The sequence below is a fragment of the Halochromatium sp. genome (genome assembly GCF_054919635.1).
In genome coordinates this window covers 1-16,919 of sequence record NZ_JBUDPI010000042.1, presented here as the reverse complement: position 1 = coordinate 16,919, position 16,919 = coordinate 1, and the positions used below count along the sequence as shown (strand labels likewise).

The following is a 16,919-nucleotide window of genomic DNA, read 5'->3' as shown; positions in this document are numbered from 1 at the left end:
ATTGCGGCCTAATTGCGGCCTAATTGCGGCCTAGAGGTGCTGCCCTTCGATCGGATGGCCAAGCCTGCAGTCCGGCAACGAAGAAAGCGGTCTTGATGATCGCTTCGACTCAACGCGTCTCCAGGGTTGGGTAGTCGGTGTAGCCCTCGGCGCCACCGCCGTAGAAGGTCTCCGGATTCGGTGGCGCCAATGGTGCGCCCGCGCGCAGCCGATTCACCAAGTCTGGGTTGCTGATGAACGGCCGGCCGAAGGCGATCAGATCAGCTTCACCGGCCGCAAGCGCTCGCGGGGCATCATCCGGGCCATAACCGTTGTTGAGCATCCAACAACCGCTGAAGCAGGCCTTGAGCGCAGCATAGTCGAACGGACGCGCGGCATCTTCTGGGTAGCGCGGACCACCGGTCTCGCCTTGGATGACGTGCACATAGGCCAGCCCGAGCGGATCGAGCTGGCTGACCAGATGCTCGAACAAGGCTTGCGGATCGGAATCGCGCGGCGTGTCGTTAAAGGTCGTCATCGGGCTGAGACGAAGGCCGGTGCGACTAGCGCCGATCTCCACCGCGATGGCCTGCATGATCTCGACCACCAAGCGCGCACGGTTTTCTATGCTGCCGCCATAAGGTCCGTCGCGATCATTGACGCTATCGCGTAGAAACTGCTCGAGCAGGTAGTTGTTGGCGCCGTGCACCTCAACGCCGTCGAACCCGGCATCGAGCGCAGAGCGTGCTGCATGTCGATAATCTTCGATCAAGCCTGGGATCTCTGCATCCCGCAGCGCCCGTGGCGGTGACACATCGACGAAGCCCTCGGCCGCGAAGGTCCGTGCATTCGGGCGCTGATTGGTGGAGGACACCGGCCGTGCACCACCCGGCAGGAGCGAGCTGTGCGAGATCCGGCCAACATGCCAAAGCTGCACAAAGATGCGCCCGCCAGCGGCGTGCACGGCATCGGTCACCTGCCTCCAAGCCGCCACTTGCTCAGTGCTGTAGATGCCGGGCGTATCCAGATAACCCTGCCCCATGGGGCTGATCTGGGTCGCCTCGGTGATGATGAGGCCGGCGCCAGCGCGCTGCTGGTAGTACTCGACCTGAAGCGGGCCGGGCTTGAGGCCGGCAACTGCCCGATTACGCGTCAAGGGGGCCATCAAAATCCGGTTCGGGAGCTCAAGGTCTCCAACCTGAATGGGGTCGAACAAGCTGGTCATAGCGTCTCCATGGTGCTGAGCTAAACGTCGCTGAGCGATCAACTCCCGATCACGACGGGCGAAATAGAGATCTTCATCGGCTTGCTCCTTGAGCCTTAGCTTATCGATGAAGACGGTCATCGCAGGGTTGCCACTCGCTCTGACGATTGACAAGGACTCGCATTCAACCGGAAGCCAAGCCGCTTATTCATTGACATCCTTCGGCGACGGCTTCTGATCCGACGGTGACTCGGACGCCGCAGGACCTTGGCCAGAGGACGGCTTCGCTGTCGCCTTGCGCGCTGTCGCCTTCTTAGCCGCCGGCTTCTTGCTAACGGACTTCTTGCTAACGGACTTCTTGGCCGTTGCTTTTCCTGCGCTCGCATTGCTGGCGACGGTCTTCTTTGCGGTCGTCTTGGACGCGGTCTTTCGAGCACCCGTCTTCTTGGCAGTCGCCTTCTTGGCGGCCGTTTTCTTACTGACCCTTCTTGCTGTCTCAGACGGTGCACTGGCTGCCCCTGCGGCATCAGCCTTCTTGGCCGCTCCTGTCGGCCGCTCTGGCTGACCTGGCTGCTGTGTATGTTTCGCGCCAGCCGAGTCCGCAGCGCGGGTCTGCGGACTTGGCTCCACAGCAGACCTTGCATCGCGATCATCCGCCGGCTCGGGCTCAGTCTCTGCCCTATCGGCGCTGGTCTCGCGCTGTATCCGTTCGATGAACCTTTGCGCTAGTCTGACAAGCACTAGCACCCCATTGATCAGCGCCGAGAGCACGGCCACCAGGACAGACCAGACAATCATCCATGCAGGCAGGCCACTGCCGGAGGCCTCATCCCTTTGGGCGCTTGTCGTGGGCGTCGCACCTGAAGCGCGCTCTGCCTCCCCGGAATCGGGCTCATGACGCGATGGGGTCCCACCATCGCCACGCCCTTCGATCGCGGCGTAGTCGGCCGACAACATCCGTTCGCCGCTTTCGGTCTCAATCAGATAGAACCGACGCGTCAGCGAGATGCAGCCAAGCGGGATCACGATCACCGCCATCAGGGTCGCAACCCCAGCACCAAACAGCAGGCTCACGGCCATGCCCTGGAAGATCGGGTCTTCGATGATGGCCCAGGCGCCGGCCATTAGCGTCAACGAGGTGATCAGGATCGGACGCATCCGAATCTCGGCGCCGTCGACCGCGGCATCATGGACCGGCTTGCCGCGCGCGACCTCGATCTTGACGAACTCGACGATCAGGATCGACTGCCGAACGATAATGCCCCCAAGCGCGATCATCCCGATCATCGAGGTCGCCGTAAACTCGGCACCCATGATGAGATGGCCGGGAATGATGCCGATCAGCGTCAACGGGATCGGCGACATGATCAGCCCGGCGATCGCGAAGTCGCGGAACTCCCAGACGATCAGCCCGTAGATCAGTAGCAGCGCCGCCATGAAGGCGATGCCCATATCGCGAAAGGTCTCGTAGGTGACCGTCCATTCGCCGCTCCACTCAAAATCGGCCACCGAATCGGTCCTGGGCGCTCCGATGAGACCATCTGGCATCCCGCTCATGCGCTCTCCCGGTCCAGGGGGGTCATAGTCCTCGAGTAGGTCCTCGACCGCGAACATGCCGTAGATCGGCGCGCCGAGCCGGCCTTCCATCTCGCCGACCACATACTCCATCGGCCGCAGATCCTTATGGTAGATCATCGGGTCCTCGAGTTGGCGAACGAAGCGCCCCAGCTCGGACAGTGGCACCGTGCCGCCATCCGGTTGCCCGATCGGCAGGCTCCCGAGGGAGGTGATCTCCGAGCGATGCGAGAGAGGCACCTGAATGACGATATAGGTCGGCTCCTGCACCGTACCCCGCTTGACGTCACCAACCCGAGTCGCACCCAAGGCCATTGCTAGGTTGCGGTTGATGGTATCGACCGAGATGCCGCGCCGCACCGCCTTCTCGGTGTCGACCACAAAGCGCCAGGATTGGTATGGCTCGATCAGATAGTTGTCGACATCAACCACGCCCTCCGCCTGCTTAAACATGGCCGTCATGTCCCGCGCGACCTGACGCCGGATCTCGCTGGTTGGGCCATAGATCTCGGCGACCACGGTCTGCAGCACCGGCGGCCCCGGCGGCATCTCGACCACGGCGATCCGCGCGCCGAGCCGATCCGCCACGGGCGCGAGAAGCTCGCGGGCGGCAACCGCGATCTCGTGGCTGCCGCGCTTGCGCTCATGCTTATCCTTGAGCAGCACCAGCAGATCGCCTTCCCAGGCCTGCTCGCGCAGATAGTAATGCCGGACCATGCCGTTGAAGTTGAACGGCTGTGCGGTGCCAGCATAGGTCTGGATCGCGACCACCTCCGGCAGCTCCCGGAGCTTCTCGGCGAGCCGGCGCACCACATTCGCGGTCTCGGGCAGCGCCGTGCCCTCGGGCATGTTGACAACGACGCTGAACTCCGGCTTGTTGTCGAACGGCAGCATCTTCACCGGCACGACCTTGAAGTAGAACAGCGTGCAGACCAGCGCTGTGGTAGCGATGGTGCCGATCAGAAAGGCCTTGCCCAGCGTCCGGTTCTCGATCAGCGGTATCACCAGCGGTCGGTAGAACCGGCTGACGATCTCGCGCGTGCGCTGCTCGCGACGCTCGGCGCGCTCCAGCGCCTTCAGCCTTGGGCGCACGCGCAACGCAAACCAGGGCGTGAAGACAAAGGCGGCGATCAGCGAGAAGAACATCGCCGAGGAGCCCAGCACCGGAATCGGGCGCATGTAGGGTCCCATCAGTCCGCTGACCCAGCCCATCGGCAGCAAGGCGGCGATGATGGTGAAGGTGGCCAGGATCGTCGGGTTGCCGACCTCGTCGACCGCGGCAACGGCCTCGCTGATCGAGGTCTTGCCGACCTCTAGCCAATGCCGAAAGATGTTCTCGACGACGACGGTGGCATCATCGACCAAGATGCCAATGGCAAAGATCAGCGCAAACAGGCTGACACGGTCGATGCTGTAATCAACCACCCAGGCCCACCAGATGGTCAGCAGGATGACGACCGGAATGACTGAGATAACGACGATCGCAGCCCTGAGTCCGAGCCCGACCAGGCAGAGAATCGAGACAATCACCGCCGCCTCGAACATCGCTTTCAGCAGTTCGTTGACCTTGTCATTCGCGCTCTGGCCATAGTTGCGCGTGACCTCGACCTCGACGTTGCTCGGGATCATCCGCTGCTCCAGACTTGAGAGCTTCTCGAGCAAGGCCTGGGCAACCGTCACACCGTTGGCCCCTTCCTTCTTGGCAATAGCGAGCGTGACGGCCTGTGCACCATTCGCGGGGTGATCGCCTTCGTAGGCCGGCCCCGTCAGATGGGTGACGATCTGGTCGGTCTCCTGCGGCAATGGCAGTACCCGCGCCACATCGCGGATGTAGATCGGTCTGCCGCCCTGGCTACCAACGACAAGCCGAGCAATGTCATCCGCATCCTGCAGAAAGGCACCGGAATAGACCTTAAAGGACGTCCCGCCGCCCTCGGTTGCGCCGGTCTGGGTCTCGGCATTGGCGCTGCGGATGGTCTCCGCAATGCGATCGAGTGTGACGCCATAGCCAGCGAGGCGCTCCATCATCACCTCGACCCGAATCTGCTCCTCACGGCCACCGACGACGAAGCCCTTGCCGGTATCCGGCATCGAGCCAAGCTCTTGCAAGACATCCAATGCCAAGGTGCGCAGCTGGCTGTCTTCGACCTCATCGGACCAGAGTGTCAGGGTGACGATGGGCACATCATCGATACTCACCGGCTTCACCAGCGGTGGCTTCACGTCGGGGGGCATCCGATCCATGTTCGCCTGCAGCTTGTCGTGGACCTTGACCACGGACTCGCCCATATCTTCGCCGACCTTGAAGCGCACCGTGACGACGGCACCACCGCGCTGGGTCGCAGAATAGACGTGGCGCACGCCGGTGAGCTCCATCATCAGCTGCTCGAGCGGCTGGGTCACCATGCTCTCGACCTGGACCGCCGACGCACCCGGATACTGGACGAAGACGTCAATCATCGGCACCGAGATCTTCGGGTCTTCTTGGCGTGGCGTGAATAGTAGGCCGAGCAGACCGATACAGAGCGCACCAATGAGGAGCATTGGCGTGACCGGGGTATTGATGAAGGCACGCGCGATACGCCCGGAGAGGCCGAGCGACGCCTGTGCATTTGGCGCACTACCCTGCATCTGCGGGCTAGTAGGACTTGGCTGTTGAGACGAGCCGGTGTTTGTCGTTTGATTCATGCGGTGCGCTCGCTAAGGAAGCCGGGCACTGCATAAGCCCGATCGGTGGCTTTAACCTGGCATCGCAGGCGCTGCAACTATAACCGACCGCGCCCGCACGACAAGCAGGAACTGTGAACTGGTCGACTTGTTAGGTATTTCAGTATTTAGTAATCTTTAATCATCTTGCACTATTGCCTCCACTAGAGGCTGGACAGATAGATGATCATTGATACATTGACGATCGCAGGCTTCATGAGTGCTGCCAGTTTCCTGCTCATGCCGATCCTGATGAAAAAAGAATTCATTCGCGTTGAGACAGGCGCGGAGTCGCAGGCCCAGCCGGCTTACGCCGACAGACGTTGCCATCCCCACAACAGTACACCGCTAAGCGCGAGTTCTGTCCCGACCGCCTAATGCGCCGAGGCCAGAAGATCACCGTTACCACGGGAGCCGGTGGCTAGCTCCATCGGCCCCCTCTCATGCGGATGGGCTAGCTGAAGGCCGAGCGACTGGACAGACTCTTGGCCAGACCGTCACTGGCCGGCCTCAGGCTGGGGACAGTCAATCGCGTGCTTGCGGCCCGCGCAGACATGCTGGGCAAAACCCGCTCCCGCTTCTGCATACAGGTTGAAGACCAACTGCACGCCAGCCGCACGCAGCGCTTGCTCGTCATCCGGATACTTGGCGATCGCACCAATGGTCCCGGTGAAACCCTCTTTGCCTAGGTGCTCTGCTGCAAACAGGTTCTCCGAGACCCGCGGCATCGCCAGTAGCACCAGGCGCATGTGACCATCGTCGAGATGCAGCCGATGCCAGAAATCCGCATCGGTCGCACTGCCTTGCACCACATAGCGCCCCTGTTGTTGGTGGCGTGCGATGGTATCTGGGTCAGCATCCACCCCAACCGGCCGCAATCCACGCTCATGGGCCAGCTCGTCATAGGCGCCGCAGCCAATCCGCCCCATGCCAACCACCATGGCATTGGCGTCACCGGGATCGATCTCGGCCTCCTCCGGCAGTCGCTGCCTGCGCTCACGCCGTCGCAGCCAATCACTCATCGCCTCGTGCCAGGCATGCGAGCGGCTCGTCGCTGGCGAAGCGGCGATGAACGAGAAGGCCAGCGCTAGCGCGACCACCGCTAGCCATTGCGGCGCGAGCCAGCCGTTCTCGACCCCAACCGCCGCGACGATCAGCCCGAACTCGCTATAGTTGGCCAGTGTAAGCCCGCCGAGGAAGGCGGTACGCCCGCGCAGCCCAAACCAGAGCATCAGGCGCTGAAACAGGTACCACTTGTACGGCAGCACCAGGACCAAGCCAAGCGCAAACAGGATCATCGCCAGGCTCGGCGCCCCCTGCAGCCCGATGCTCAAGAAGAACCCAACCAAGAACAGGTCTTTGAGATCGAGCAGCGACTTAGCCAGCTCGCTTGCCTTGGGATGACTCGCCACCATCACGCCGATCAGGATCGCACCCAGGTCCCCTTTCATGTGCACCAGCTCGAACAGCTCCGAGGTGCCGATCGCCAGCGTCAAACCAAACAACAGCAGTAGCTCACCATGGCCGGCCCGGCTCAACAGCCACAGCAGTAGCCGCCGCGCCGGCATCAGTAACAGCAGCAAGAGCGCCCAAAGTGTCGGGATCTTGCCGGCCGAGAAGGCCAGGAACAGCACCGCCGCCAGATCCTGGATGATCAGGATGCCGATTGCGACTGTCCCATAAAGCGATCCCATCTCGCCCTTGTCTTCCAGCACCTTCACGGCAAAGACCGTGCTCGAGAAGCTCAGTGCGAAGGCCAGCAGGGCCGCGGCTCCAAGATCGGAGTCTGCAAGCAGTGGTACCCCAAGGCCGCCCAATGTCAGCAACAGCGGCACTAGCAAGGCCATCATCGCCACCATGTGCAAGGCCGCGGTGCCCCAGACGTGCGGCTGCGCCAGACTCTTGAGCTTCAGCTTCAGACCGATGGTAAAGAGCAGCAGCGTGATGCCACTATGGGACAGCTCTTCGATCAGTGCATCCTCGCGCGCACCAAAGGCGTGCAGCAGAAACCCACCAACCAAGTAACCCACGAGGGGCGGTAGACCGATCTGACGGGCACCCAGTCCGAGGACAAAGGCGAGCGCGATCCAGACGATGTCGAACATCCCGAGCGTTCTCCAATAACAGCAGATCCGGACAATGAGCTGGGCGGCTTGCTAGGCAGCTTGATGGGCAGCTTGCTGGGCGGCTTACGCCCGGGCATGGTACGGGGTGAATTGATCTAACGCACGCGAAAGCACGCGGCGTGCCGTGCGGACCTTGCCATGTTCTTAAATGACCGCTTGGTTACGCTATACTCGCGGCGCTAATCTCGGTTGCCACCGCTGCGCCGACCCCTGCTAACCACATCAAGCGCGAGAAGGGTTCCTGCATGTCTGACTACAATGCCGAGGACGTCCGCAACATCGCCCTCGTCGGCCACGCCGGTTCCGGCAAGACCACCCTGGTCGAGGCTCTGCTAGCCAGCGCCGGCGCCATCGCCGAGCCCGGCAGCGTCGCCAAGGGCACCACGGTGTGCGATTACGACGACATGGAGAAGGAGCTACAGCATTCGCTCGATGTCGGCATGACCGGCTTCAGCGCCCACGGCAAGCACATCAACCTGCTCGACACCCCTGGCTATCCAGACTTCCTCGGTCGCACCCTGTCGGTGCTCAATGCCGTCGAGACGGCAGCCATCGTGGTCAACGCCGAGAATGGCATCGAGCCACTCACGCAGCGCGTATGGAAAGCGGCCGACAACCGCAACCTGTGCCGGATCATCATCGTCAACCGCATCGATGGCACTGACGTCGACCTGGCCGGCTTGACCGATCAGCTGCGAGAGACCTTCGGCACCGAATGTCTGCCCATCAACCTGCCGGCTGAGGGTGGCAAGCGCGTCATCGACTGCTTCTTCAATCCTGCAGGCGATAGCACCGACTTCTCGTCGGTCGAAGAGGCGCACAGCCAGATCATCGACCAGGTGGTCGAGGTCGACGAAGCACTGATGGAGGTCTACCTGGAGCAAGGCTCGGAGCTCAAGCCCGAGCAGTTGCATGACCCCTTCGAAGAGGCCCTGCGCGAAGGCCATCTGGTGCCGATCTGTTTTTGCTCCGCCGAGACCGGCGCTGGCATCCCGGAGCTGATGGAGATCCTGGTCAGGCTGATGCCGAATCCGGCCGAAGGCAACCCACCCCCCTGCATGAAGGGGGAAGGCGCGGATATGAAGCCCGTGTCTGTCGAGCCGGACCCGAGCAAACACGCCATCGCGCACGTCTTCAAGGTTTTCAATGATCCCTTCCGCGGCAAGATCGGCATCTTTCGCATGCACCAAGGCCGCATTGCCCCTAACAGCCAACTCTTCATCGGCGATGCGCGCAAGCCATTCAAGGTCACGCATCTCTACCGGGTCCATGGCAACGAGCTGATCGAGGCCGACGAGGGCGTGCCGGGCGACATCCTTGCCGTGTCACGCGTCGACGACATCCATTTCGACGCCGTGCTGCATGACTCGCACGAGGAGGATCATTTCCATCTGCGCAGCATCGAATGCCCGGTGCCGCTGTTCGGCTTGGCCATCAATGTCGCCAAGCGCGGCGACGAGCAGAAGCTCAACGACGCGCTGCACAAGCTCGAGTCCGAGGACCCCTGCTTCCACATCGAGCACAATGCCGCGGCCAACGAGACGGTGATGCGAGGCCTCGGCGAGGTGCATCTGAAGGTCCTGCTGCGGCGGCTCTCAGAGCAGTTCCACGTCGAGGTCGAGACCCGGCCGCCGAGCATCCCCTATCGCGAGACCATCACCGGCAAGGCCGAGGGTCATCACCGGCACAAGAAGCAGACCGGTGGCGCCGGCCAGTTCGGCGAGGTCTACCTGCGCATCGAGCCGCGCGAGCAAGGCGCCGGCTTCGAGTTCGCAGACGAGACCGTTGGCGGCTGCATCCCGAACCAGTTCATCCCGTCCATTGAGAAGGGTGTGCGTCAGGTGCTCGAAGAAGGCGCCATCGCCGGCTATCCGCTGGACGATGTGCGCGTTGCGGTCTACGACGGCAAGTCGCATCCGGTCGACTCGAAGGACATTGCCTTTGCCACCGCCGGCAAGAAGGCCTTCATCGAGGCCGTGCTCAAGGCCAAGCCCGCGATCCTGGAACCGATCGTCAAGATCCGCATCACCGCACCGGACAGCAACATGGGCGACCTGGCCGGTGATCTCTCCGGTCGGCGTGGGCGCATCAACGGCAGCGAGGCCAAGAGCCGCGGCCGCATTCTGATCGATGGCGAAGCCCCGTTGGCCGAGCTCGAGGGCTATGAATCGCGGCTGAAATCGATCACTGGTGGCGAAGGCACCTACAGTATCGAGCTCAGCCACTACGCGCCGGTGCCTGCCAACATCCAGAAGCAGCTCGCCGACGCCTATCAGCGCGCCGGCGACGACTGAAGACCGCCCTCATTGCGCGGCTCATGCCGCGCATGCACGCCGAGCTGTGTCGAGCGGCGCGCCCGATTACCGGCAGCCTTCATGCCGATCGTCTAGGCGCTGGCAAGACTGATGCGCTATCTCAACGAGCTTCCCTATCGCGCCGATTCAGCCAGCCTGTTCGCGCCCCTGAGCCACCAGCCCTGGGCGATGTTCCTCGACAGCGCAGCCGCCTGTGGCGGCAGCGGCCGCTGGGACATCTTGGTCGCAGACCCGAGCACAACCCTCGTCACCCACGGACCGGTCACTGAGATCCGGGACGCCCATGGCTGCCGTCGCTCCGAGGCCGATCCCTTTGCGCTCCTGCGCCAGGCACTTGGTCCCCGTACCGAGGCCCCTGCTGGCCTACCCTTCGCCGGTGGTGCTGTCGGCTGGCTCGGCTACGATCTTGCGCGGCGCATCGAGCGTCTGCCGGAGCGCGCGATCGATGCCGAAGGGCTTCCGGAGATGGCGATCGGCATCTTCGACTGGGCCCTGCTCGTCGATCATGCCGAGGGCCGCAGCTGGCTGGTTGGCAGCGGCCGAGATGCACGGACCCGCGCACGCTGGCCGCACCTGCTGAAGCACTTCTCCCGCATCCTCTCCACGGCGTCGGCGGACGAGCCAATCGCCCGAGCCGCCCAGCCGCATCTTGAACCGACCTTAAACCCAGCAAGCACAGGCCAGATCGGGGACAGCGCGATGCCGAGCGCGGCACCGCCAACGCTACATGCTAGCGATACCTCGGGGGCGAGCGCCCCCTGGCTTGCGGACGAGCCCCTGCATCCAACAGAACCGCTGCGTGCCAACAAGCCCCTGCGCTCGAATCTGCCGGCTTCTGCCTACGCTACCGCCTTCGAGCAGATTAAGCGCTATATCCGCGCGGGCGATTGTTATCAGATCAACCTCGCCCAGCGCTTCGCCGCCCCCGCCACAGGCGATCCCTGGAGCGCCTATACCCGCCTGCGGCAATTGAATCCAGCGCCCTTTTCGGCCTATCTAAAGACCCCCTTCGGCCAGATCCTAAGCTCATCACCCGAGCGCTTTCTCGCGCTGCGCGAAGGGCGCGTCGAGACGCGACCGATCAAAGGCACCCGCCCGCGCAGCCCTGATCCGCAAGAAGACGCCGCACTGAAGCGCGCGCTCGCCGAGAGCCTTAAGGATCGCGCCGAGAATCTGATGATCGTCGACCTCTTGCGCAACGATCTTGGCCGTGTCTGTCGCCCCGGCAGCATTCAGGTTCCGACCCTATTCGCCACCGAGTCCTATGCCTCGGTACACCACCTGGTCAGCACCATTACCGGCGAGCTTCGAGCGGACGAAGACGCCGCCTCGCTGCTGCGCGCCTGTTTCCCTGGCGGCTCCATCACCGGTGCGCCGAAGATCCGCGCCATGGAGATCATCGAAGCACTCGAGCCGCACCGACGCGGGGTCTACTGCGGTGCCATCGGCTACCTAGGCTTCGATGGCGCCATGGACACCAGTATCGCCATTCGGACCATTGTCCACAGCGGCGGACAGGTCCGATTCTGGTCTGGGGGCGGTCTGGTGAATGACTCGGATTGTGATCAGGAATATCGCGAGACCTTCGATAAGGCCTCACGCCTGATCGAACTGCTTGCACCTGAGTCCGCAGGATGAACCTGCAACGCCCGTTCAAACCTCGAGGTTCAAACCTTTAAACTGACAGACCCGCGCGGCCCCTGTCCGATCGGCAGCGCAGTTTCCACACAGCAGTCTTGGAGATGATTCGATGCCAGCAACCCTGTATGCGGTTGATACCCACTCTGCCCTTCTGTCTGATCGGCCACAGCAGATCCGGTCTGTGCTGATGCACTTAACACTCGGTCTTGTGCTTGGCCTACCGACGATTGCCTATGCTGATGGCATCAGCGTCGAAGACGCCTATGTGCGCGCCATACCGCCGGGGCAGCCCAACAGTGCAGCCTTCATGACGCTGACCAATCACAGCGACCAAGATCGCGCCCTGCTCGCCGCCGAGAGCGATGCCGCTGAGGTTGTGGAATTGCACAGCCACCGCATGGAGGACGGCATGATGCGGATGCGCCAGGTCGAGCAGATCGATCTGCCCGCCGGCGAGGCGGTGGTGCTAGAGCCAGGTGGCCTGCATGTCATGCTGATTGGACTGACCGGGACGCTCAAACCGGGCGAGCAGGTCGATCTCACGCTCGGCTTCGACGACGGTAGCAAACAGGCGCTGAGCCTGCCAGTCAAGCGCATCGAGCACGGCATGGGCTCGATGCCGAAGCATTGATGGCGCCTCAGGCGATCTCAGCCGAGGGCCGGCAAGACTAGAGTCAATAGATGAAATAGCCCGGACGACGGGTCTCGTCGTCCGGGCAAGCAGATCAAGGTCGTGACCGGCATGGTTACGCCGCCTGGGCGACGACACCGGTCTCAAGAGCCCAGCAATAAGCCGGCGAAGGCTCAGCGCAGACCTTGCAGCACCTCGCGGTAGGTATGCTCGCTGAACATGCTTTCTGAGATGCGCACCGTCGGCTTGGTGATGCAGTTATCCAGCACCTTGCTGGCATGCACCATCAGGATCTCCGGCTTCACGTTCACGTGAGGCATACCGGTCTGGGCGAACTCGATATTCTCGAACTCGACCATGGTCAGGTATTGAGCAGGCACGGTGTATCCCTCCCAGACCTCGGCAGAGCGCTCGAGCTTGGCGCCCGGCTCTCCCTTGAGCTGACCAAGCATCGACTTCGAGGTTGCCTGACCGCTACCGAGCGTCGATAAGCCAATGCGCTTGATGATCTGCCAGCCGAGGACACCTGGGGTCTCCTCCAGCATCTGCATGGTTTCGACCTCGCCTTCCTCGAACTCCGACTCTTTGCCGGGCCGAACCTGGTGCTCGGCCAGCACCATCACGGACTCGCCGGTATTGAGCGCATAGCCCTTGAGCGCATCGGCGTTGCCAAAGCCCTTCTTCATCATCTGATTGCTCGAGATGAGCTTGGGCAAGGTGCTCTTGATGATCCGGAACACCGGCTCCTCGGGGCCATCGAGCAACATCCCGCCGCACTTGCTACAGGCCTCGACCACAACATCCTCGAACGTCTCATGGAAGTCTTCGTGCGCCTGCCAGGAGTCCCAATAGGTAAACTGGTCGATCCAGATGTGCGAGAGCTCAGAGCCCATGTCAGAGCTCGCGGCCCAACGCATGCCCATCGGGCAGGTGCCGCGCTGACGCATGAGATCAAAACCACGGAAGCCCGGGGTGAGCGCCGTTGCCAGGCACATCTTGCTGCTGGCCTCTTTCATCATGCGCATCAGATTCGGGTCATTCCGGATCAACACGCGATTGATCGCCACGTACAACGGTGACGCCGGCTCCGCATCGAACAGGGCCTTGATATCCATCGATTTACCTACCTCGTAAGAACAACAGCATGGGTGTGGTTGACGATTGTCAACATAGGCTACCACAAGCGGCGGCTATAAGAGCCTGCGCAGACCTGAACTCAGCGCCCGCGCCACCGAGATAATAGAGCCGCACTGACGGTTTCCGAGTCCAGAGGATGAGGGCGGTTACGGCGTCCTTCGAGTATCGCAAGCCCATCAAGACGCTACCGTCTACTCGATATTCTGCACCTGTTCTCTCATCTGCTCGATCAAGACCTTCATATCAACAGCGGCTCGAGTGACCGCCGCATCGGGCGATTTCGAGCTCAGCGTATTGGCCTCGCGGTTGAGCTCTTGCATCAGAAAATCCAACCGGCGGCCGATGGGCTCGTCGCTGTCGAGGCTGTCGCGCACCTCGGTGATGTGGCTTTCCAGGCGGTCCATCTCTTCGTCGACGTCGAGACGTTGGGCGATCAGGGTCATCTCCTGCTCGAGCCGGGTCTCGTCGAGCTCGGCACGCACCTCGGCGAGTCGCTCGGCAATGCGGGCGCGGACGGCCGTCAGCACCTCAGGCATCCGTTCCCGAACCTCGGCGACACGTTCCAGCAGCTTATCGCAGCGCTCGAGCAGCAATGCCTTCAGCCGCTCGCCCTCACGTGCACGAGCCTCCACCAGGTCGACGAGGGTCTGATCAAGCAGCTCGAGCGCGGCGCTGCTCAGGACGTCCATGTCTTTCGGTGCCTCCTCGAGCATCCCGGGCCAGCTCAGCAGATCGAACATGTGCGGTGCCGCTGGCTCGCCAATGCGGGTGGCAACCTTGTCGGCGGCCTTGAGCAGCTGCTCGAGCAACGCGGTGTTGACGCGAAGCTCAGCAGCGCTACCATCGGCCCCGCCGCGCCCGCCTAGGCGTAGGCTCGCATCGATCTTGCCGCGGCTCAGGCGCTGGCCCAAGACCTCGCGGACCTTGGGCTCAAGGCTGCGCATGTCATCCGGGAGGCGCAGATGCGGCTCCAGAAAACGATGATTGACGCTGCGCAGCTCCCAGGTCAGCTCACCGGCCTCAGAACTGCGGTCTTGGCGCGCGAAGGCGGTCATGCTCTTAGCCATAGGCGTTACCGATTGCGTTGCAAAATGACCCTGGATCATAACGCGATCAGGGCTGTCGGAGAGAGGTCGCGGTGCGTCAGTCATCCCGCGGCCGTTGATCGCTGCCGATCACATGCGACAATCCTGTCGCGGTAAGGCATGTAAACTGGCGAGCGTTATCGCCGCCATCGATCAGCAGCGCCTGCTCTGCATCGCGATCCACCTCAACCCTCCGCGTCAAACCATGGAGCCGCATCATGCGTCCATCCGCCCGCCAACCCGATCAGCTGCGCCCGTTGCGCTTCACCCCTGGTTTCACCACTCAGGCCGAGGGCTCGGTCCTAGCCGAGTTCGGTGAGACCCGCGTGCTCTGCACCGCCAGTGTCGAGGAGCGCGTACCGCCCTTCCTGCGAGGCCAGGGGCAGGGCTGGATCACGGCTGAGTATGGCATGCTGCCGCGCTCGACCGGTGAGCGCACGCCACGCGAGGCGGCGCGCGGCAAGCAAGGCGGGCGTACCCTGGAGATTCAGCGCTTGATCGGACGCTCGCTGCGCGCGGCGGCCGATCTGAAGCAGCTTGGCGAGCACACGATCACGCTGGATTGCGACGTGATCCAGGCCGATGGCGGCACACGCACAGCGGCCATCAGCGGCGCTTGGATCGCGCTGCAGATTGCCACCCAAGGTCTCGTCGCTAGCGGCAAGCTCCTGCAGTCACCACTGAAACGACAAATCGCCGCGGTCTCGGTCGGGGTCTACGCTGGCACGCCGGTGCTGGATCTCGACTATGCCGAGGACAGCAGCGCCGATACCGATATGAACGTGGTGATGACCGATGACGGTGGGCTGATCGAGATCCAGGGTACCGCCGAAGCGGCGCCTTTCTCGCGCACTGAGATGATCGCCATGCTCGACTTGGCCATGCTGGGCATCGAACAGATCATCACCGCTCAACGTGCCGCGCTGACCGACTGAACGCGCTGCTCCGGCCGCGCGGGACGCTGAGCACTACAGCGTCCATGCGCAGCGCCTGTTGCCATTCCAGCGACCTGTCCGATATGAGCTTAGATTGCCCATGAGCCTGAACCTTGACATCGATGCGAATACGATCGTCCTTGCCAGCAATAACGCCGGCAAGCTGCGCGAGATCGAGGCGCTGATCGCGCCCGCTGGCTTGCACCTGATCCCCCAAGGCCAGCTTGGTATCGAGTCAGCGGATGAGACCGGCCTGACCTTTGTCGAGAATGCGATTCTCAAGGCGAGGCAAGCAGCACGCTGCAGTGGCCGCGCAGCCATCGCCGACGACTCCGGGCTCGAGGTCGACGCCTTGAACGGCGCGCCGGGCATCTACTCGGCTCGCTACGCCGGCGCCGAGAGTAGCGATGAGGCCAACTGCGAGAAGCTGCTGCAGGCGCTCGCCGAGCGACCCGCCGCTGAGCGCAGCGCTCGCTTCCAATGCGTGATGGTCTATCTGCGCCATGCCGATGACCCCACCCCGTTGATCTGCCAGGGCACCTGGGAAGGGCTGATCCTGGACGCCCCCCGCGGCCAGCACGGCTTTGGCTACGACCCGATCTTCGGCGTGCCTACGCACGGCATGAGCTCGGCGGAGCTGGAGCCGGAGACCAAGAATGCACTGAGCCATCGGGGTCAAGCATTGCGTGCGCTGGTCGCAAGTCTACTCGAACAGCCGACGCCCTATCGGCTCAGCGCTTAGCATCATGAACGCTACTGACAATACGGGCGCCCATGCTCGACTCGAGGCCGTGCGCGAGCGCATCGCCGCCGCAGAGGCGCGTTTCGGCCGTGCGCACGGCAGCGTCCAGCTACTCGCCGTTAGCAAGGTGCAGCCGGCCGAGCTGATCCGCGCCGCCCATGACCATGGCCAGCTCGCCTTCGGCGAGAGCTATGTCCAAGAGGCCTGCGACAAGCAGGCGCTGCTCGCCGATCTGGCGCTCGATTGGCACTTCATCGGCCGCATCCAGAGCAACAAGACCAAGCTCATCGCCGAGCACTTCAGCTGGGTGCACGGGCTCAGCGATCTGCGCCATGCCCAGCGCTTGGGCGAGCACCGTCGTGCATCGGGCGAAACGCCACTGCGCTGCTGCCTTCAGGTCAATCTGAGCAGCGAGGCAAGCAAGGCCGGCGTCGAGCCGGACGCCCTCCCCACGCTCCTCGCTCGATGCACCGAGATCGCAGGGCTGCGCATCGAAGGTCTGATGACCCTACCGGCGCCCAGTGACGACATCGAGACGCAACGGCGACCCTTCGCTGAGCTGCGCGCCTTGCGCGATCGGCTCGCAACGCCCGAGCAGCCGCTCGAGACCCTATCGATGGGGCTGTCCGACGATCTCGAGGCCGCCGTCGCCGAGGGCGCTACAATGGTGCGTATCGGCACGGCCGTGTTCGGCCCGAGACCAAGACGTTAGTCCAATCGGGCTGGCGTCCAACGCAACACGGGCTCCATCCCCCACGACGTTACTGACTCTTCTTGCCTATGCCTTCAACCACCACTCGCATCGCCTTCATCGGCGGCGGCAACATGGCCCGGAGCCTGATC

At 62.9% G+C, this 16,919-nt stretch carries 12 protein-coding genes; 7 read left to right on the top strand and 5 right to left on the bottom strand.

Going from position 1 to position 16,919, the window contains the following annotated elements:
• Positions 1-109: 109 nt before the first annotated feature.
• Positions 110-1,204, bottom strand: coding sequence for an alkene reductase (locus tag ACY693_RS04590; protein WP_462320654.1), 1,095 nt, complete (start codon positions 1,202-1,204; stop codon positions 110-112).
• A gap of 183 nt (positions 1,205-1,387) precedes the next feature.
• On the bottom strand, positions 1,388-5,446 hold the full coding sequence (locus ACY693_RS04585) for an efflux RND transporter permease subunit (protein WP_462320653.1): 4,059 nt from the start codon (positions 5,444-5,446) through the stop codon (positions 1,388-1,390).
• 201 nt (positions 5,447-5,647) lie between these two features.
• Between ACY693_RS04585 and ACY693_RS04580 the strand changes: the two genes are divergently transcribed.
• On the top strand, positions 5,648-5,842 hold the full coding sequence (locus ACY693_RS04580) for a hypothetical protein (protein WP_462320652.1): 195 nt from the start codon (positions 5,648-5,650) through the stop codon (positions 5,840-5,842).
• Positions 5,843-5,961: 119 nt separating this feature from the next.
• Here the strand turns inward: ACY693_RS04580 and ACY693_RS04575 are convergent, their stop codons facing one another.
• Positions 5,962-7,569, bottom strand: a complete 1,608-nt coding sequence (locus ACY693_RS04575) for a cation:proton antiporter domain-containing protein (protein WP_462320651.1) — start codon at positions 7,567-7,569, stop codon at positions 5,962-5,964.
• A 266-nt stretch (positions 7,570-7,835) separates the two neighbouring features.
• On the opposite strand from ACY693_RS04575, the gene fusA reads away from it, so the two are divergent.
• The 3 genes from fusA (at position 7,836) to ACY693_RS04560 (ending at position 12,177) form a co-directional block, all read left to right on the top strand.
• Positions 7,836-9,884, top strand: coding sequence for an elongation factor G (gene fusA / locus ACY693_RS04570; RefSeq protein WP_462320650.1), 2,049 nt, complete (start codon positions 7,836-7,838; stop codon positions 9,882-9,884).
• A 111-nt stretch (positions 9,885-9,995) separates the two neighbouring features.
• On the top strand, positions 9,996-11,543 hold the full coding sequence (pabB, locus tag ACY693_RS04565) for an aminodeoxychorismate synthase component I (RefSeq protein WP_462320649.1): 1,548 nt from the start codon (positions 9,996-9,998) through the stop codon (positions 11,541-11,543).
• Positions 11,544-11,655: 112 nt separating this feature from the next.
• On the top strand, positions 11,656-12,177 hold the full coding sequence (locus ACY693_RS04560) for a copper chaperone PCu(A)C (protein ID WP_462320648.1): 522 nt from the start codon (positions 11,656-11,658) through the stop codon (positions 12,175-12,177).
• A gap of 173 nt (positions 12,178-12,350) precedes the next feature.
• Here ACY693_RS04560 and ACY693_RS04555 read toward each other — a convergent pair whose 3' ends face one another.
• Together ACY693_RS04555 and ACY693_RS04550 are read right to left on the bottom strand one after the other, a co-directional pair.
• A complete protein-coding gene (locus ACY693_RS04555) occupies positions 12,351-13,292 on the bottom strand; it encodes a sulfur oxygenase reductase family protein (protein WP_462320647.1) in 942 nt (313 codons plus the stop codon).
• 213 nt (positions 13,293-13,505) lie between these two features.
• On the bottom strand, positions 13,506-14,381 hold the full coding sequence (locus ACY693_RS04550) for a YicC/YloC family endoribonuclease (RefSeq protein ID WP_462320646.1): 876 nt from the start codon (positions 14,379-14,381) through the stop codon (positions 13,506-13,508).
• 236 nt (positions 14,382-14,617) lie between these two features.
• Here ACY693_RS04550 and rph point away from each other — a divergent pair, with 236 nt between their 5' ends.
• The 3 genes from rph to ACY693_RS04535 all read left to right on the top strand — a co-directional run bounded on the left by rph (position 14,618) and on the right by ACY693_RS04535 (position 16,788).
• Entirely contained in the window at positions 14,618-15,334 is a 717-nt protein-coding gene (rph, locus tag ACY693_RS04545) for a ribonuclease PH (protein WP_462320645.1), read from the top strand.
• Positions 15,335-15,434: 100 nt separating this feature from the next.
• Positions 15,435-16,076 (top strand): RdgB/HAM1 family non-canonical purine NTP pyrophosphatase, encoded by a 642-nt coding sequence (rdgB, locus tag ACY693_RS04540; protein WP_462320644.1) that lies wholly within the window; start codon positions 15,435-15,437, stop codon positions 16,074-16,076.
• 4 nt (positions 16,077-16,080) lie between these two features.
• On the top strand, positions 16,081-16,788 hold the full coding sequence (locus tag ACY693_RS04535) for a YggS family pyridoxal phosphate-dependent enzyme (RefSeq protein ID WP_462320643.1): 708 nt from the start codon (positions 16,081-16,083) through the stop codon (positions 16,786-16,788).
• The last annotated feature ends 131 nt before the right edge of the window (positions 16,789-16,919 follow it).